We start from the raw sequence: 16,646 nt of genomic DNA on the forward strand, positions 1-16,646 counted from the left end.
CACTGTTCCCGAGATCAAAGGATGACGCCATGAACCCGAACGGCCAGATCGCGATCGTCACCGGCGGCGGCTCCGGCCTTGGCGAGGCAACGGCGCGCGCGCTGGCGGCCAAGGGCGCCCGCGTCGCCATCTTCGATGTCGGTATCGATCGCGCGGCCAAGGTCGCGGCCGAGATCGGCGGTATAGCCGTCCAGTGCGACGTCAGCAGCGCCGACAGCGGGACCGCTGCCCTCGCCGACGTTACGGCCAAGCTTGGCCAGCCACGGATCCTGGTCAACTGCGCCGGCATCGCCATCGGCGTGAAGACGATCGGCAAGGATGGTCCCCACCCCCTTGATCAGTATCGCAAGGTGATCGAGGTCAATCTGATCGGCACGTTCAACATGATCCGCCTCGTTGCCGAGCGCGCGTCGAAGCTCGAGCCGCTGCAGTGCGGCGAGCGCGGCGTCATCGTCAACACCGCTTCGGTTGCCGCTTATGATGGCCAGATCGGTCAGGCCGCCTATGCGGCTTCCAAGGGCGGCGTCGTCGGCATGACGCTGCCGGTGGCGCGCGATCTTGCCCGTTCCGGCATCCGCGTCTGCACCATCGCGCCCGGCATCTTCAAGACGCCGATGATGGCCGGCATGCCGCAAGAGGTGCAGGATTCGCTGGGCGCCGCCGTGCCTTTCCCGTCGCGCCTGGGCGAACCGTCCGAATACGCCGCGCTCGCCCTGCACATCGTCGAGAACCAGATGCTGAACGGCGAGACCATTCGTCTCGACGGCGCCATTCGCATGGCGCCGAAATAGAAGGTCATGAGCGCCGGCCTGTCCGCTGCCGCTAAAACCGGGCCGCTGGCCGGGCTGAAGGTGATCGAGATGGCCGGGCTCGGCCCGGTGCCGCTGGCCGGCCTGATGCTGTCGGAGATGGGCGCGCAAGTGTTGCGCATCGAACGGGCGGGGACGAGCCAGTTCCTGTCGCTGCCGGATGAGTACAACATCGACCGCCATGGCCGCGCCGTCCTGCGCCTCGACCTGAAGCGCCGTGAAGGCACCGATCTGTTGCTGCGCCTTGCCGAAAAGGCGGACATGTTGCTCGAAAGCTTTCGCCCGGGCGTCATGGAGCGGCTCGGCCTCGGCCCGGAAGCGGTGCTGGCGCGTAACCCCGCGCTGATCTACGGCCGTATGACCGGCTTCGGCCAGGACGGCCCGCTCGCCGGCCGCGCCGGCCACGACATCACCTACCTCGCCTATAGCGGCGTGCTGCACGCCATCGGCCATGCCGACGGCCGTCCGGTCCCGCCGCTCAACCTTGTCGCCGACTATGGCGGTGGCGCCATGATGCTGATGGCCGGCGTGCTGGCCGCCCTATTCCAACGTTCGCGCACCGGCAAGGGTGAAGTCATCGACGCCGCGATGGTCGACGGTGCCTCGATGCTGGCGGTGCCCCTGCACGCCTTGATGGCGGCCGGCTTGTGGAGCGACAAGCGCGGCGCGAACCTGCTCGATTCCGGCGCCCCGTTCTACGATACCTATGAGACGTCGGACGGACGCCATATCGCCATCGGCTGTCTCGAGCCGCAATTCTTCGCCGAATTCGCCAGGCTGCTGCCGCTCGACGAGCGCTTTGCGTCCGGCCAGTACGACAAGGCCCTGTGGCCGCCGATGCGCGCCGCCATTGCCGATCGGATCCGGCAGAAACCACGCGACGACTGGGACCTTCTGTTCACGCAAACCGATGCCTGCGTTGCACCCGTCCTGTCGCTGCAAGAGGCGAAGCACCACCCGCACAATCGGGCACGCAACGCCTCTGTGACGACAGGTGCATTTGAGCGCCCGGCCCCCGCGCCGCGTTTCTCGAGCTCGCAACCGACATTGGCCCCTATGCCAGGCAATGAGGATGTGTCGCCATCGGAAATTCTGGCACGTTTCGGCTTTGCGAAAGCCGAGATCGACGACCTTGTCAAATCCAGCTTGCTGACCGATAACTAGAGAAGAAAGATCAACTTACTGTGGTGCTGCCTTGGACGAGCCGAAAAAGGACGTGATCCGCGAGACGGACGCCGAAGCGATCCGGCTGGCGAAGACGCTTCTGCGCAGCGCCCGCTTTGGCGCCCTGGCGGTGATCGAACCGCAAACCGGCTCGCCGCTGGCCAGCAGGGTCGGCGTGGCCACCGACATCGACGGCGCGCCGCTGATCCTGGTTTCGATGCTTTCGGCGCACACCGGCGCTCTGCTTGCCGATCCGCGCTGTTCCCTGTTGCTCGGCGAACCGGGCAAGGGCGACCCGCTGGCGCACCCGCGCCTGACATTGATCTGCCAGGCGGCACGGCTTGAGCGCGGATCAGCCGAACACGCCCGCACCGAGCGCCGTTATCTCAATCACAATCCCAGGGCGAATCTTTACGCCGGTCTCGGCGACTTTTCGATCTTTCGCCTCGGTCCGCAACGCGCCAGCCTCAACGGCGGCTTCGGCAAGGCCTATCAGCTCGATCGATCGGATTTGCTCGCCAGCGGACCGGTCGTCGAGGAACTCGCGGCGCGCGAACAATCCGCCATCGACCACATGAACGCCGACCATCTCGACGCAATCGCCGTTTACGCACAGCATTTCGCCAAAGCGTCCGGAAACGGCTGGCGTGTTGCCGGATTCGATGCCGATGGCATGGATCTGGTGTCGGGCGACGATGTTTGCCGGGTCTTTTACCCACACCCTTTGGCGGCGGCAGGCGAATTGCGGCACGTTCTGGTCGATATGGCCAAGGCCGGCCGAGCCATGGCCGACGCCGGGACTGAGACTTAATTATGCTGGATCAAAAGCAACACTTGAGATTTAAGTGAAATGCTCTACCTTTTGGTGACGCTGAATCGCCAGCGCCGATCGACAAGTGAATTTATGGAATCAGACGCCATTGCCCCCATGGCGTCGGGATGAACAGGAAGCATGGGGGATCGATGGTCTCGACAAAGCTAATCGTGAACGCCGAATCGGCGGCAGAGTTTCTCATGCTGATGGGCAATGAGAAGCGACTGTTGATCATGAGCTATCTCGCCGAAGGTGAAATGTCGGTTGGAGCCATTGCTGAGAAGGTGATGCTCAGCCAATCCGCCCTGTCCCAGCACCTCGCCAAGTTGCGGGCGCTCGACCTGGTCGAGACCCGCCGCGACCGGCAGATGATCTACTACTCCTGCAAATCCGACGCCGTGCGAGAACTGCTTGTCATGCTGGACGGCATTTTCGGCAGCGGCAAGGATGACCTGTCCCAGATGGCGCACCGTTTGCGCCGTGCTGGAACCTGACCACATAGCGCCGATCTCGCCGGTGATTTCAGAGCGACATGCGCCCATCCGGGGCGTACAGAGCTGGCTGATTGTCCCGAATTGTCGCATCGTGCTTTCCAAACAAGGTGAGCGCCGGGAAGCGGTCCGGATTTTCGGGCCGATGCGACGGTCGCGAGGAATGCATGGATCCCATTCGCATCGACGACCCGCAAGATCCGCGCGTCGCTGCCTATCTCGACATTCGCGAGCGTGACCTCGCCGGCCGGCAAGGCCGCTTCGTCGCCGAAGGCAAGGTGGTGCTCGACCTGCTGCTCTCGACCGGGCGCTTTGCCGCCGAATCGATCCTGGTCCTGGAAAACCGGCTGGCAGGTCTCGACAACATCCTGAGCAAGGCGCCCGCCGACCTCCCGGTCTATGTCGCCACCAGCGCGGTGATGGACNCAGGTCTCGACAACATCCTGAGCAAGGCGCCCGCCGACCTCCCGGTCTATGTCGCCACCAGCGCGGTGATGGACGCTATCGCCGGATTTCATATGCATCGCGGAATCCTGGCCATTGGCCGCAAGGGAGAGCCGCAGCCGGCCGAAGACCTGCTCGATGGCTTGCCGCCTCGGGCGCTCGTCGTAGTGCTCGTCGGTATCGCCAACCATGACAATGTGGGCTCGATCTTCCGCAATGCCGCCGCCTTTGGCGCTGACGCTGTTCTGCTGGATGCGACATGCTGCGACCCGCTCTATCGCAAGGCGATCCGCGTTTCGGTCGGCGCCGCGCTCAAGATCCCCTTCGCATCGTTCTCCGATACCGCCGGCTTCACAACGATGCTCGCCCGACGTGGCTTCGAACAATTCGCGCTGTCGCCACGCGGGAAGACCGACATCCGCGATGCGCAGCGCAGTAGGCGCCTGGCGCTCTATCTCGGCACCGAGGGCGAAGGCTTGCCGGACAACCTGCTCGCAAGCCTGCGCAACGTGCGGATTACCATGGCGGAAGGCTTCGACAGCCTGAATGTCGCCGCGGCTTCAGCCATCGCGCTGCATCATTTTTCGGCTAGAGCAATTCTAGGAAAAGTGTGAAGCGGTTTTCCGTCCAGAATTGCGTCAAAGCAAAGAGTTCGGGCATTTCGCCGTTTCCGTGAAACGGTGAAATACTCTAAAGAGGCCTGATTCAGCTTGTCGCGTCAGCCTTCTGCAGCGCGCGCACGCGGTCGGCAAGACTGCGGTCACCGTTGCCGGAGCGGGCGTCCGACGGTACCGCCAATGCCTTGGCGACCGGCGAACCAGGCCCCTCGAGCTTCGCCGTCAGATGGACGACCTCCGCCGCCAGCGCGTTCATCTGCTCGCGCAAGGCAGAGCTGCTGTCCGTGGCCTTGGACGCGGCCAGTGCGGTGAGGTCGGCCTTCAGCCGCTTGTTCTCGCGCGCCAGCGCCGTCAGCCTCGCCTCGAGCTGCTCACGGTCACTGTCGAGCTTGGCGATTGCCTTGTCCAAATCATCACTCCTGGCGACATCGCCGCCCTTGCCGACCAGCCGCAAGGCTGGCGCGCTGTCTTCGGATTTCGATCTTTCGCGCATGCGTGCCAGTTCCTTTTCGCGGCGGTCGAGTTTGTCTTCGCGATCGGCAAGTGTGGCCAGCAGCCGCTCGACCTTCTTGTCGAGCTCGGCGGTCCTTTTCTTCTCGGCTTTCAGAGCGTCCCGCGCGGCCTTGCTTTCGGCCGCGATTTCCTGGCCGCGCCTGTCGGCTTCCTTGCGCTGGCCGCGCAGCATCGCAATGTCACTGGCGAGTTTCTGCATTTCGGACTCTCGCGCCACGAGCTCGATCTGCCGGCTGCTCGAGGAAAAACTGGCATCGTCATACATGCGCTCCAGCTTTTCCAGCTCAACTGCGCGCTTTTCCAGCTTGCGCTCGGTTTCCTTCAACCGCTCCGAAAGCTGCTGCAACTCGCCCTCTCGTTGACGCAGCGCTTCGTTCTTCGCGCCCAGCTCGGTCAGCGCCTGGTTCTTGTCCGTCCGCTCGACCGCCAGGCCCTTTATGGCCTCGCGACCGCGATTGATCTCGACGAGTTGTTCGGCCGCCTTCTCTCGCAACGCCTTGACGCCGATTTCCAGGCGGCGCGTCGTCATAGCGTATTCGGCGCGGATGCGATCCTTGTCCGCCTGGATTTCGGTTTGCGTCAGAGGGATCGAGGATTCGACGCGTTTGCGTGTAAGCGCGACCGCACGACGCCATATGGCCGGAGCCACCATGAGCGCCAGAAAGCCAGCGCAGAGAAAGCCGAGGACGAAGAACAGGACCGACTGGACCAAGTGACTACCCGTTGTGGCCGGTAAGCATCAAACAAGATAAACCAAAAGCGCATAGAGCGCTTGACTGTGCCACGTTGACATGGCGGAAATCCAGCGTTGCGGCAAGGGTTTGCCGCAACGCCACGAGTTTAATGCATGTCGACCCAAAAGCGGTCCCGGTTTTGGGAAACGACAGCCAAGGACTTCAGCTTAGAACGGATTCCAGGTGGCGCGCTCGGTAAGCTTCAGATAGCCGAGATTGACGCCAAGCCGGGCACCGACACCGGTGCGGATCGGCACCAAAATCACATTGTTGTTCTTCAGCACGTTGAAGCCGACGCCAGCCACCACATAGGCCGAACCGGCGACGCCGCCATAGCGGTTGTAGAGGCTGCCCACATCGTCGAGATTGTAGACCAGCATCATCACCCGCGACCCCTCGCCGCCGAAATCCCAGCCGAGTGACGGGCCTTGCCAGAACACTTTGTGGTCGCCGGCATTCTTGGTGTAGAGCGTGCCTTCGCCATAGGTCAGGCCACCGATCAGCGCACCCGAGCCTTCTTCGCCCAGCAGATAGCCGTTGGGCAGGCCGTAGGAGGCAAAAATCTTCTCGATCACCGTGGCGAGCCCGCCCGATGTCGCGCCAAAAAATTTGTGACCGGAATCGACAATCTCCTGAGCGGTGTATTCCTGGGCCCGCAGGGCTGAAGTCGAGAAGACGAGAACGCCCAGGAGCGTGACCGCCATTGAGAAGACACGGAGAAAGCTCCGGTCGTAGTATCGGGAAAACATGCTTCCAATCTCCGTCAGGGAGCACCTTCGCCGACGCCTCGCACCCCGTACGGCTCTTTTAGCCGGCCGTTAAGGGTAACTGTTAGGGGCAAACTATGCCGTAATCCTTTTTCAACCATTAAGCTCACACATGAACATGGCGGTTCGAAGGCTGTTTGGGGTCGCTCAAGTGGGCCGGCAGCCTGCGTGAACACGCCATTTGCCACAACCACAATTTGGATTTGTTGCTGCACGCACGGGCGCTGTGTATTCAGAAAGCCCGAGGAGAGAGTGCGTGATTCGTGTGGCAGGCGACGATCGATCGCCCGGCCATGAGTTGTGAGATTTTGCAGGGATTTTTCGCCGATGGCCGATCTGTTCACCCTTTCCGCACCCGATCTGGCAGCGCTTTTGTGCAGTCGGGTCTGCCACGACATCATCTCGCCGGTCGGCGCGATCAACAACGGGCTCGAATTGCTTGATGAAGGCGGCGCCGACGAGGACGCGATGAAGCTGATCCGCCAGAGCGCCCGCAACGCTTCGGCCCGCCTGCAGTTCGCCCGCATCGCCTTCGGTGCCGCCGGCTCGGCCGGCATGTTGATCGATACCGGCGATGCCGAAGCGGTCGCCATCGCCTTCCTCAAGAACGAAAAGCCGGAACTGACCTGGAACGGGCCCCGCGCGTTGCTGCCCAAGAACAAGGTCAAGCTGCTGCTCAACCTGATCCTCGTCGCCAATGCCGCCATTCCGCGCGGCGGCAAGCTTTCCGTGACGCTGGAAAATCTTGAGACCGAACCGCGTTTCGCGCTTGCGTCGGCTGGCCCGATGCTGCGTGTGCCGCCGAAGTTCCTCGAACTGCATTCCGGCCACAAGCCGGAGGAACCGATCGACGCGCATTCCGTGCAGCCCTACTACACGCTNCTCGAACTGCATTCCGGCCACAAGCCGGAGGAACCGATCGACGCGCATTCCGTGCAGCCCTACTACACGCTGCTTCTGGCGCGCGAAGCCGGCATGACGATATCGATCCACGCGACGCCGGAAGAAATCGTGCTTTCTGCGGCCTGATTGCGCAGCCGATAAAGCGAAGTATTTCTACATTGAAATCTGTAATTCCAGCTCATCGACTTGAGATGCATCTGGTCGTCCAGGCAGTGCCAAAGCATTCGCGAATAAAAGCAGGCACCTGCCTATCTTTGTAAAAATTTTACCTAACGCCTTTTCGGCTTCTTTACCAGATTGGCCTATGGTCCGCCCTGGATGCCCCCGACGCTACCGGACTGCCAGAAGACAAAGAGGACCCGGAAATGAAACGCTGCATGTTCGTCGACGATTCAAGCGTCATCAGGAAGGTTGCAAAACGCATCCTGGGCGGCTCCGAAATGATTGTCATCGAGGCCGCCAGCGGACTTGACGCGCTGGAGATGTGCGCCGCCGACATGCCCGACATCATCGTCGTCGATGGCGCCTTGCCCGACGTACCGGCGGTCGATCTCATCCGTCGCGTCCGCGCCATGGAGAGCCCGATAAGGCCGCAGATCCTGATTTCCCTGGTCGAGCTCGATATTGCTTCGATCATGCGGGCCAAGCGCGCCGGCGCCCAGGGCTATCTCTTGAAGCCGTTCAACCGCCCGCAACTGCTCGAGCGCTTTCGCACCTTGAAGAGCGCACCTGATTCGACACCCTTGAGCAATTCCAGAAAAAGTGCGTGACGGTTTCCTGCTCGGAAGCCCAAAAACAGACCGTTACCAGCCCGTCATGCAAAAACCCGGCCGAAGCCGGGTTTTTTTGAAAAGATTCGAACGATTCGTCGCTCAGGCGCTGACGCGAATGTCTTCCGGTTCGCGCAGCACATAGCCGCGCCCCCAGACCGTTTCAATGTAGTTCTGACCGCCCGATGCCGCATCGAGCTTTTTGCGGAGCTTGCAGATGAAGACGTCGATGATTTTCAGCTCAGGCTCGTCCATGCCGCCATAGAGGTGGTTGAGGAACATTTCCTTGGTCAGCGTGGTGCCTTTGCGCAGCGAAAGCAACTCCAGCATCTGGTATTCCTTGCCGGTCAGGTGCACGCGCTGGCCGCCGACTTCGACTGTCTTCGCATCGAGGTTGACCACCAGGTCGCCGGTGGTGATGACCGACTGGGCGTGGCCCTTGGAGCGCCGCACGATGGCATGAATGCGGGCAACCAGCTCATCCTTGTGGAACGGCTTGGTCATGTAGTCGTCTGCACCGAAGCCGAGGCCGCGCACCTTGTCCTCGATGCCGGCCATGCCGGAGAGGATGAGAATAGGTGTTTTGACCTTGGAAAGGCGAAGCGTTCTCAAGACCTCGTAGCCCGACATGTCAGGCAGGTTGAGATCGAGAAGAATGATATCGTAGTCGTAGAGCTTGCCTAGATCGACGCCCTCTTCACCGAGATCGGTCGTGTAGACGTTGAAACTTTCCGATTTCAGCATCAGTTCGATGCTTTGTGCGGTTGCACTGTCATCTTCTATCAGCAGAACACGCATTTCATTCCCCTTTTCTGCTGCCGGACCATTTCACGACCCGTCCGGACCCGGAGCAGTGGTTGCCTTGTGCAGAGGCTGCCATTGAATGGTTAACAAATCCTAATTTCCCGTCCATGACGGTACCAGATTTTTTAACCTCTTTCTACACCCTCTTGAATCTAATAACGAATCTCAGAACCAAATTCCTAATGCAACACATTAACAACCTGGACTAAGCGACTCCAGGGACTCATCGACGTCGCTTCCGCATCGGTGGCCGGAATTTTTACCCGGCCTTAAGTCCTGACCCGTATGATTAACAATGCCCGTAAACGAATGGTTACCGTCGGCAAAAAACTTTAGGGTTTTGTTTCCCATAGTTAGGGGAAAGGCGGTGGACACGGGTGCGGCCTGGGCGTTTCCAGGTGGTTTGGACGATAGATGCGGGTGTGCGTTTCCGGGAGTACCGAATCATGAAGTCACGTGAAAACCTCGTTCGGCTGAAACAGTTTCAGGTGAATGAGAAGCGGCGGCAGCTGCTGCAGCTCGACATGATGATCGCCGAGTTCGAACGCATGGCCGTCGAGCTGGAGCTTCAGATCACCGCCGAGGAAAAGAAGGCCGGCATCACCGACATCAACCATTTCGCCTATCCGACCTTCGCCAAGGCGGCTCGCCTGCGCCGCGACAACCTCAGGAATTCCCAAAGCGACCTCGCCCAGCAGCGAAGCGCCGCCGAATCATTACTCGGCGAAGCTGAAGCGGAGCTTTCCAAGGCGGAAATGCTGGAATCGCGCGACACGAAGATCCGCGAAGCGGAAGTCGGTGGCCGCAGCGCCATGATCGGCTAAGACCTGGCGGTTTGCCGCGCCAACGCCCGCCATTAGGCTGGCGCATTGTCGCGGCTTGCGGCTCCGGCGGGAAAAATGAATCCGCCCTACGCGGCCCAATCCCCTTCACTCTCGGCAATTGCCCTTGCACGGGCATCCTTGATATCCGGCGCATGTTGCTCCGCCCATGACCTGATCTGGGTAAGCAGCCCCGCCAGGTTCTGGCCGAGCTCGGTCAATTCATATTCGACGCGCGGCGGAATGACCGGGAAAATCTCGCGCCGCACCAGGCCGTCGCGCTCGAGCACCCGCAGCGTCTGCGTCAGCATCTTCGGCGTGATGCCTTCGAGCTTGCGGGCGAGCTCGCCATTGCGCAGCCGGCCTTTGCGCAGCGCGCAAACCACCAGATAGACCCATTTGCTGGCCAGCATCTCCAGCACGGTGTGCGAAGGACACGTCCGCCGGAACGCATCATAGCCGAAACCGCAATCATCTTCACTATCCATGGGGTGCGTATATATCAGGAAGGTACATACTGGACAAGAGACTATTACTATCCAAATGATAGTGGCATCAACCGAGCAGGAGACATCTCAATGCGTGCCGTTATCCAGAAATCCGTCGGCGGACCCGACGTCCTTGTCATCGCCGATCAGCCGGATCCCACGCCAGAGGCCGGCGAAGTGCTGGTTCGCGTCAAGGCCGCAGGCATCAATCCGGTCGACGGCGCCGTCCGTGCCGGCTACTACCCCTTGCTCGGCGAGCCGCCCTTCATCCTGGGTTGGGACATCTCGGGAACTGTCGAAGCACTTGGCCCCGGCGTCACCGGCTTCAAGATCGGCGACGAGGTGTTCGGCATGCCGCGCTTCCCCAAGCAGGCGGCGGCCTATGCCGAGCTGGCTGCCGTGCCTGCCGATCAAATCGCACTGAAGCCGAAGGGCGCGGACCACCTCCAGACGGGCGCCTTGCCGCTGGCCGGCCTCACCGCCTGGCAAGGGCTTGTTCGTCACGGCAGACTGAAATCGGATCGGCGCGTATTGGTGCATGCGGGAGCCGGCGGCGTCGGTCATCTGGCGGTGCAGATCGCCAAGGCGCGCAGCGCCTACGTCGTCGCCACGGCCAGCCCGGGCAAGCTCGATTTCGTCCGCAAACTGGGCGCCGACGAAGTCATCGACTACACCAAGGGCGATTTCACCGATCAGATCCGCGACATCGATCTGGTGCTGGATCCAATGGGCGGCGACCACGCCCAACGCTCGCTGAAGGTGCTCAAGCGTGGCGGCGTGCTGGTGTCATTGCTCGATGTCAGCGACAACACAAGGGCCCAGGCCGGCGCGCGAGACATTCGGGTCGAGCGTATGTCCGTCGTGCCCGACAGTGAGGGCCTGCTGGAACTGGCTCGGTTGATCGATGCCAACAAGCTTGCCGTCCATGTGGCGAAGAGCTTCCCGCTGGACCATGCGGGGGCCGCTCACGCCTTCCTCGCCACCAAGCCGATCGGCAAGGTTGTGCTATCGCTCTGAGCGGGAACGGTGAAAAACAGAAGGGCGCGGGGTTAGCCGCGCCCTTCGTCTAAATTCGCAATGGTCAGTGCCGGTATTGCTGGATGCGTGTGGTGCGCAGCCCGGCAAGGCCATATTCGTCGATCGACGCCTGCCAGGACAGGAATTCCTCGGTGGTGAGCTTGTAGCGTTGGCATGCCTCGTCCAGGCTCAAAAGCCCGCCGCGCACGGCCGCAACCACTTCCGCCTTACGCCGGATAACCCAGCGACGTGTATTGGTCGGCGGCAGATCGGCAATCGTAAGAGGGCTGCCGTCAGGCCCGATAACATATTTGACTCTCGGTCTAACCAGATCGGTCATCGTACTCTCTACAAAAAACTCAAAGACCCAATCCCCGCCACGTTACCGCCACAGCTTTAAAAATTGCCTAAGCAGACCCTAATGACTAGGTAAGGATCATGAACGCCGCGTTAGTCTTTTCGCCGGCATTTGAAACATCTGCCCGCAAACCCTGATTTGCCGGGGAAAATGCATCCCCTGGCGGAGATCGGACGCAACCGGTGAATCGCCCTGCACGCTGGCGCGCCGGTAAAGCTTGACCTATATTCTCGACATTGGCATTGAGGCGCCGTGCAGAACGAAAGCATCATGAACAGTCTCGATCTTCCCGGACGTCCCGAAAACACCCGCATCGTCGTCGCCATGTCGGGCGGTGTCGATTCCTCTGTCGTCGCCGGCCTGCTGAAACGTGAGGGCTACGACGTCGTCGGCGTCACCTTGCAGCTCTACGACCACGGCGCGGCGACGCACCGGGCCGGCTCATGCTGCGCCGGGCAGGACATCGACGATGCCCGCCGTGTCTCCGAGACGCTCGGCATCCCCCATTATGTGCTCGACTACGAGGAACGCTTCCGCAAGGCGGTCATCGATCCCTTCGCCGAGAGCTACGTCGCCGGCGAGACGCCGATCCCGTGCGTTTCCTGCAATCAGACGGTGAAGTTCGCCGACCTCCTGGCCACCGCCAAGGAGCTCGGCGCCGACGCGCTGGCCACCGGCCACTACATCCGTTCCGGCGCCAACGGCGCCCACCGCGCGCTCTACAGGCCGGTCGACGCCGACCGTGACCAGAGTTATTTCCTGTTCGCCACCACGCAGGCACAGATCGATTATCTGCGCTTTCCCCTTGGCGGCCTGCCGAAGCCTCAGGTTCGCGCCATTGCCGAGGAGATGGGGCTGGCGGTTGCCGCCAAGCAGGACAGTCAGGACATCTGCTTCGTGCCGCAGGGCAAGTATTCCGACATCATCGCCAAGCTGAAGCCAACCGCCGCCAATCCGGGCGACATCGTCCACATCGACGGCCGCGTGCTCGGCCGCCATGAGGGCATCCTGCGCTACACGATCGGCCAGCGCCGTGGCATCGGCATCGCTTCCGGCGAGCCGCTTTACGTCGTCCACCTCGATGCCGACCGCGCTCGCGTCGTGGTTGGCCCGCGCGAGGCGCTGGAGACGCACAAGATCTATCTGCGCAACATGAACTGGCTGGGCGACGGACCGCTCACAGACGTCCCTGCTGGCGGCCTGGAGCTGTTCGCCAAGGTCCGCTCGACGCGGCCGCCGCGCCCGGCCGTGCTGCATCATCGTGCCGGTGCCACATGGGTGGAACTGATCGACGGCGAGTCCGGCATCGCGCCGGGCCAGGCCTGCGTGCTCTACTCCGATGACGGCAACGAAGCTCGCGTGTTCGGCGGCGGCTTCATCGAGCGTTCGGAGCGTGGCGCCGAGGCCGAGGCGATGCTGACCCGGCTTGCCGCCAGGCCGGCCCAGATACCTGCCGAATAAGATACCTGCCGAATAAGATACCCGCCGAATAATCCGCGCTTCAGGAATTCGACTTGGTGTGGGTGACCGTGCCGGCGGTCAGGATGCGCAGCACCCTGATCGCTTCCTCGCCGCTGGTACGCGGTTCGGCACGCGTCTCGATGCACTGGATGAAATGCTCCAGCTCGCGTGTCAGCGGCATGCCCTGGGCAACCGCGACATAGGATGGCTCATTGGTGGTGAAGGCCCATTGGCCGCTGTCCTGCCACACCGCGTGGCGGTAGACGGCAAGCTTGCGTTCCCATGGCTCGACATCGTCGAACACCGCCATCGCCTTGGTGCCGACCACGGTGAGCCGCCGCTCGCGATAGGGATTGAGACGCGAGGTGAAGAGATGGCTGCGCAGGCCGTTGGGAAAGCGCATGTGCAGATGGGCGAAGTCGCTGAGACTGTCGAGCAGCGCGGCCCCCTCGCCGCGCACCTCGATCGGCTCTGTGCCGGTGATCGCCAGGATCATCGACAGATCGTGCGGCGCCAGGTCCCACAGCGCGTCGTTCTCTGTGTGGAACTTGCCGAGGCCGAGCCGGTGCGAGTGGATGTAGCGGACTTCGCCGAGTTCGCCCTTGTCGATGAGCCCTTTCAGCGTCTCGAAAGCGGGGTGGAACCGCAGGACATGGCCGACCATGAAGACGCGGCCATTGTCCTTGGCCGCCCGCACCGCACGCTCGGCATCGGCAACCGTCAGCGCGATCGGCTTTTCCACCAGCACCTCCTTGCCGGCCTCGACGGCACGCACGGCAAGGTCGGCATGGAATTGCGGCGGCAGTGCCATGACGATGGCGTCGATATCGTCACGGACGAACAACTGGTCCGGCTCGATCGCCAGGCAGTCCTGCTCACTGGCGAAGCCTTCTGCGCGGGCCCGGTTGGTGTCGGAGACCGCGTACAGCGCGCCGAGCGCCTTGAGAGTGCGGATGTGGTTGCTGCCCCAGTATCCGCAACCGAGGACTGCTATGCGCGGCTTCATCTGTTTCAAACTCTAAAAACTCTTGGCCGAGACATAGCGACGTGCCCCTTCGAACTCAACCCCGGCGGCGGCAACCAAATGTCCGCACGGCAAAGCTTTTCGATAATGACGATAAGCCGGCAAGCCGGTTGCTTCGAAGCTTGACAGGCTCACCCTCCCAACCTTATATCCGCGCGACCTTGGCGAACGCCTCCGACATGCCTTTCGATTTGAGGCGGATTTCGGGCCTTTCGCCGCCCTGGCGGGGTAGCTCAGTTGGTTAGAGCACGGGAATCATAATCCTGGGGTCGGGGGTTCAAGTCCCTCTCCCGCTACCAAATTTCTTCAAATAAATTTAGGCGTTTAGGCGTCATCTAGCGCGCCTTCTTTGCCATTCTCAAGTCGCACCATGTTGCAAATGACTACCGTTGATTTCCAAGGGTTTCCTGCAACTATCGGCAGGTCCACGCGACATGGATGCGACCTGAACCCCTTTTCGATGAGCGAAATATAGACCGTGTGTTGAAGGCCAGGCACCGGAGATAATGTTCGACCTCGTGTTGGCCTGCGCTTCGTTGGACGGCGCGCTAGGCATGCTGCTTGCCCACGTGCATGGCTTGCCGATGGTCGAGGGTGCTGACATCGTCAAGAGAATCCCCCACGTCGGCCGACAGGGCTACTTGGCCGGTCAAGGAACGATTCCGCCCTCGGTGGGTTACAAACTCATGATGAACACCATCAAACCCCACGGAATCGGGATTGCGTCCGATGTCGCCAATGCCAAGCCGCCAAGCCGCGGATCGAACGGGCCGAACTCGCGATTGAACGCGCGGAAAAGATGGTGGCCCAAAGCATCGAACGGTCCGGCAGGATTCGGCGTCTGGTCGAGGCCGCCAAACGAGAACGATAGCCCCAAATGACAATGCTGTTCGAACCCTTGGACTCGGATTATCACAAACGCAGCGTGCTTTACCACGCGGCCCGGCTTTCGATGCTCCATGATCGAATGATGATGCGATTCGACAAGGTCGACGAAGCGGCCGACAAAGTTGAAGCTGCGGCGACCGTGCTGGTCGATGTCACCCATGGCTCTGCCGTCGCCGCGTTCCAGGACGCTGTGTTCCGGAATTCGTCGGCAGATTTCCTTCAGATTGAAGCGGGCCAAACCCTCGGGCTCTGAACTGCGAGGGATGGCGGTGATACGGAACCCGCAGAAGGCAACATGCGTTGCCCATGGTTGATTATCTCAAATCGGTTGTCCGGGAACTCATGCCGGCCTGGCTCGTGCGGAAGTCGGTCGGCGTCGACGTTCTAGACCTGAGCAGCAGCCACTCACACGCGACCTGATAGGCGCTGCACCGCCAACGCGATACCGCGGGCCAGTGAGATCGGAACCTCCCGACCGCAGGCTCAACGAGTCGCAACTGTAAGGCAGTCATGCAGCGCTGCCCCCCTGGCCGTCGCTGAGCGGGCCGGTCGTCACCCGGTCGCGATAGCATTGGGCATGCCGGTCGGTCGACTTGTCCAGCATCTTGCGGCCGACATCGCGCACCTTGCCGATCCGACGAACAAGCTTAATCTCCGACAGTTCCTTCCGGAACCAGGGCTTTGGTTGCTCCCCGGCCCGTCGCGGATATAGCAACATGTATATTAGCTGTTACTTGACAATATGCCTACGCTCTGGTTTCCTGATTTAACGGGTGTTTAACCAAGTTCGTTGCGTTTTTTTCGGACGGTGTTGGTATGTCGACTTTGGTTGTCGCCGACCCGCGGGGGGTGTATCTCGCCGGTCTGGAGTGGGTGTTGCAGAAGGCTGGGCACGATGTTGTCGCCCAGTGCCGCCGCCCTGTGGACGTTCTCGCTCATGTGGAGCGCCATCAACCTGATATCGTCATCGTGGGCGTGGATCTCGCGGACCAGCAGACATCAGGTCTCTCCTCACGGCTGAAGGCCGGCAACAGCGCTCTCGGCATCATCTTCATCGTGCAGCCAACCGGCAGGCTCGATGTCAAGGAGATACAGACGCTCGACGTCGACGGCCTGTTTCTGGACGGCATCAGCCACCGCTTTCTCATCGAATGCGTGAATGCGGTGGCGGCGGGCAAGAAGTGGATCGACAACAAGATCGTCCAGCAACTGCTGATGCCCGGGTCGCAGCCGCAGCCAATGTCCCGGCTGACCGGGCGGGAGACCGAGATCGCCGATCTCGTCTCGCGCGGGCTGCGCAACAAGACCATCGCGCAGCGGCTGCATTTATCCGAAGGCACGGTGAAGATGCACCTGCATCACGTCTACGAGAAGCTGCACCTCGGCGGCCGGGCGGAACTGGCCTGGATGACGCACGGCAAAAGCCTCGCCCCCCCCCCAGGAACGGGCCTCCTCTGAAAGCAGCACTTTTTTAACGGGCATCGACGTGAGGCCGGCAGCGGGCCGGAAAGCCGCGCGATGGCATCGGCCGCGATTGCGACAGCCTGCTCTCGGTCCGACCCGCCTGATAACCGGGGCATTGGAGATTGGCTTGGCGGTTGCTGGCTCTCCCCTCCTCCGGTTCCTTCAGCCAAAGAGGCTGGTTGTCGGAAAGCCGCCACAGCATACACCGCAAGCCGCCGCTTTGCATGTCGCCTAGTTTGAGTCCAGAGCCTTGGTGTCTTGAACGTCCGGCCCCTCGAAGGGGCCGGATCGTCTG

Annotated in this window: 19 protein-coding genes and 1 tRNA gene; 12 read left to right on the forward strand and 8 right to left on the reverse strand. The window is 61.6% G+C overall.

What is annotated here, in order from left to right:
• Positions 1-29 precede the first annotated feature (29 nt).
• The 5 genes from X735_RS158385 to X735_RS158365 all read left to right on the forward strand — a co-directional run bounded on the left by X735_RS158385 (position 30) and on the right by X735_RS158365 (position 4,336).
• Positions 30-791, forward strand: coding sequence for a 3-hydroxyacyl-CoA dehydrogenase (locus X735_RS158385; protein ID WP_023809902.1), 762 nt, complete (start codon positions 30-32; stop codon positions 789-791).
• Positions 792-797: 6 nt separating this feature from the next.
• Positions 798-1,973, forward strand: a complete 1,176-nt coding sequence (locus tag X735_RS158380) for a CaiB/BaiF CoA-transferase family protein (RefSeq protein ID WP_023809903.1) — start codon at positions 798-800, stop codon at positions 1,971-1,973.
• 31 nt (positions 1,974-2,004) lie between these two features.
• Entirely contained in the window at positions 2,005-2,784 is a 780-nt protein-coding gene (locus X735_RS158375) for a HugZ family protein (protein ID WP_023809904.1), read from the forward strand.
• 152 nt (positions 2,785-2,936) lie between these two features.
• Entirely contained in the window at positions 2,937-3,281 is a 345-nt protein-coding gene (locus tag X735_RS158370) for a metalloregulator ArsR/SmtB family transcription factor (RefSeq protein ID WP_023809905.1), read from the forward strand.
• A 164-nt stretch (positions 3,282-3,445) separates the two neighbouring features.
• Complete coding sequence (locus X735_RS158365) at positions 3,446-4,336, forward strand: RNA methyltransferase (RefSeq protein ID WP_023809906.1); 891 nt, start codon at positions 3,446-3,448, stop codon at positions 4,334-4,336.
• A 91-nt stretch (positions 4,337-4,427) separates the two neighbouring features.
• Here X735_RS158365 and X735_RS158360 read toward each other — a convergent pair whose 3' ends face one another.
• Positions 4,428-5,564, reverse strand: coding sequence for a hypothetical protein (locus X735_RS158360; protein ID WP_023809907.1), 1,137 nt, complete (start codon positions 5,562-5,564; stop codon positions 4,428-4,430).
• Positions 5,565-5,753: 189 nt separating this feature from the next.
• Positions 5,754-6,290: an EipA family protein gene (locus X735_RS158355; protein WP_245273156.1), complete on the reverse strand. Its 537-nt coding sequence runs from the start codon at positions 6,288-6,290 to the stop codon at positions 5,754-5,756.
• Between the two features lie 390 nt (positions 6,291-6,680).
• Between X735_RS158355 and X735_RS158350 the strand changes: the two genes are divergently transcribed.
• Positions 6,681-7,382, forward strand: a complete 702-nt coding sequence (locus X735_RS158350) for a histidine phosphotransferase family protein (RefSeq protein ID WP_023809909.1) — start codon at positions 6,681-6,683, stop codon at positions 7,380-7,382.
• Between the two features lie 239 nt (positions 7,383-7,621).
• Entirely contained in the window at positions 7,622-8,026 is a 405-nt protein-coding gene (locus X735_RS158345; protein ID WP_023809910.1) for a response regulator, read from the forward strand.
• A 102-nt stretch (positions 8,027-8,128) separates the two neighbouring features.
• Here the strand turns inward: X735_RS158345 and ctrA are convergent, their stop codons facing one another.
• Complete coding sequence (ctrA, locus tag X735_RS158340) at positions 8,129-8,824, reverse strand: cell cycle two-component system response regulator CtrA (RefSeq protein WP_006203583.1); 696 nt, start codon at positions 8,822-8,824, stop codon at positions 8,129-8,131.
• Positions 8,825-9,276: 452 nt separating this feature from the next.
• On the opposite strand from ctrA, the gene X735_RS158335 reads away from it, so the two are divergent.
• Positions 9,277-9,654: a flagellar export protein FliJ gene (locus tag X735_RS158335; protein WP_013529907.1), complete on the forward strand. Its 378-nt coding sequence runs from the start codon at positions 9,277-9,279 to the stop codon at positions 9,652-9,654.
• Between the two features lie 86 nt (positions 9,655-9,740).
• Here X735_RS158335 and X735_RS158330 read toward each other — a convergent pair whose 3' ends face one another.
• Positions 9,741-10,139 carry a helix-turn-helix domain-containing protein gene (locus tag X735_RS158330; RefSeq protein WP_023809911.1) on the reverse strand — a complete coding sequence of 133 codons (399 nt, stop codon included), beginning with the start codon at positions 10,137-10,139 and terminating at the stop codon, positions 9,741-9,743.
• Between the two features lie 90 nt (positions 10,140-10,229).
• On the opposite strand from X735_RS158330, the gene X735_RS158325 reads away from it, so the two are divergent.
• Positions 10,230-11,156, forward strand: coding sequence for an NADP-dependent oxidoreductase (locus tag X735_RS158325; RefSeq protein WP_023809912.1), 927 nt, complete (start codon positions 10,230-10,232; stop codon positions 11,154-11,156).
• 64 nt (positions 11,157-11,220) lie between these two features.
• On the opposite strand, the gene X735_RS158320 is transcribed toward X735_RS158325, so the two are convergent.
• On the reverse strand, positions 11,221-11,496 hold the full coding sequence (locus tag X735_RS158320) for a DUF1153 domain-containing protein (protein WP_013529904.1): 276 nt from the start codon (positions 11,494-11,496) through the stop codon (positions 11,221-11,223).
• Between the two features lie 288 nt (positions 11,497-11,784).
• Here X735_RS158320 and mnmA point away from each other — a divergent pair, with 288 nt between their 5' ends.
• On the forward strand, positions 11,785-12,975 hold the full coding sequence (gene mnmA / locus X735_RS158315) for a tRNA 2-thiouridine(34) synthase MnmA (RefSeq protein ID WP_023809913.1): 1,191 nt from the start codon (positions 11,785-11,787) through the stop codon (positions 12,973-12,975).
• A 40-nt stretch (positions 12,976-13,015) separates the two neighbouring features.
• Here mnmA and X735_RS158310 read toward each other — a convergent pair whose 3' ends face one another.
• Entirely contained in the window at positions 13,016-13,981 is a 966-nt protein-coding gene (locus X735_RS158310; protein ID WP_023809914.1) for a Gfo/Idh/MocA family oxidoreductase, read from the reverse strand.
• Between the two features lie 240 nt (positions 13,982-14,221).
• Between X735_RS158310 and X735_RS158305 the strand changes: the two genes are divergently transcribed.
• Positions 14,222-14,298: transfer RNA gene (locus X735_RS158305), tRNA-Met, on the forward strand.
• 377 nt (positions 14,299-14,675) lie between these two features.
• On the opposite strand, the gene X735_RS1000000169240 is transcribed toward X735_RS158305, so the two are convergent.
• Together X735_RS1000000169240 and X735_RS158290 are read right to left on the reverse strand one after the other, a co-directional pair.
• The gene (locus X735_RS1000000169240; protein WP_196815309.1) at positions 14,676-15,125 is read right to left on the reverse strand and encodes a hypothetical protein; all 450 of its coding nucleotides are present in this window, start codon (positions 15,123-15,125) and stop codon (positions 14,676-14,678) included.
• A 270-nt stretch (positions 15,126-15,395) separates the two neighbouring features.
• Complete coding sequence (locus tag X735_RS158290; RefSeq protein ID WP_023809917.1) at positions 15,396-15,605, reverse strand: hypothetical protein; 210 nt, start codon at positions 15,603-15,605, stop codon at positions 15,396-15,398.
• Between the two features lie 98 nt (positions 15,606-15,703).
• Here X735_RS158290 and X735_RS158285 point away from each other — a divergent pair, with 98 nt between their 5' ends.
• Positions 15,704-16,345 (forward strand): response regulator transcription factor, encoded by a 642-nt coding sequence (locus X735_RS158285; RefSeq protein WP_023809918.1) that lies wholly within the window; start codon positions 15,704-15,706, stop codon positions 16,343-16,345.
• Positions 16,346-16,646 lie beyond the last annotated feature (301 nt).

It is taken from the genome of Mesorhizobium sp. L2C084A000, from assembly GCF_000502875.1.
Classification (GTDB): Bacteria; Pseudomonadota; Alphaproteobacteria; order Rhizobiales; family Rhizobiaceae; genus Mesorhizobium.

Bases quoted from the DNA above. Each gene is read 5' to 3' on its own strand.
- X735_RS158385 (WP_023809902.1), top strand. From the start codon at position 30: ATGAACCCGAACGGCCAGATCGCGATCGTCACCGGCGGCGGCTCCGGC.
- X735_RS158380 (WP_023809903.1), top strand. From the start codon at position 798: ATGAGCGCCGGCCTGTCCGCTGCCGCTAAAACCGGGCCGCTGGCCGGG.
- X735_RS158370 (WP_023809905.1), top strand. From the start codon at position 2,937: ATGGTCTCGACAAAGCTAATCGTGAACGCCGAATCGGCGGCAGAGTTT.
- X735_RS158355 (WP_245273156.1), bottom strand. From the start codon at position 6,290: ATGGCGGTCACGCTCCTGGGCGTTCTCGTCTTCTCGACTTCAGCCCTG.
- X735_RS158345 (WP_023809910.1), top strand. From the start codon at position 7,622: ATGAAACGCTGCATGTTCGTCGACGATTCAAGCGTCATCAGGAAGGTT.
- ctrA (WP_006203583.1), bottom strand. From the start codon at position 8,824: ATGCGTGTTCTGCTGATAGAAGATGACAGTGCAACCGCACAAAGCATC.
- X735_RS158335 (WP_013529907.1), top strand. From the start codon at position 9,277: ATGAAGTCACGTGAAAACCTCGTTCGGCTGAAACAGTTTCAGGTGAAT.
- X735_RS158330 (WP_023809911.1), bottom strand. From the start codon at position 10,139: ATGGATAGTGAAGATGATTGCGGTTTCGGCTATGATGCGTTCCGGCGG.
- X735_RS158325 (WP_023809912.1), top strand. From the start codon at position 10,230: ATGCGTGCCGTTATCCAGAAATCCGTCGGCGGACCCGACGTCCTTGTC.
- X735_RS158320 (WP_013529904.1), bottom strand. From the start codon at position 11,496: ATGACCGATCTGGTTAGACCGAGAGTCAAATATGTTATCGGGCCTGAC.
- mnmA (WP_023809913.1), top strand. From the start codon at position 11,785: ATGAACAGTCTCGATCTTCCCGGACGTCCCGAAAACACCCGCATCGTC.
- X735_RS158310 (WP_023809914.1), bottom strand. From the start codon at position 13,981: ATGAAGCCGCGCATAGCAGTCCTCGGTTGCGGATACTGGGGCAGCAAC.
- X735_RS158290 (WP_023809917.1), bottom strand. From the start codon at position 15,605: ATGTTGCTATATCCGCGACGGGCCGGGGAGCAACCAAAGCCCTGGTTC.
- X735_RS158285 (WP_023809918.1), top strand. From the start codon at position 15,704: ATGTCGACTTTGGTTGTCGCCGACCCGCGGGGGGTGTATCTCGCCGGT.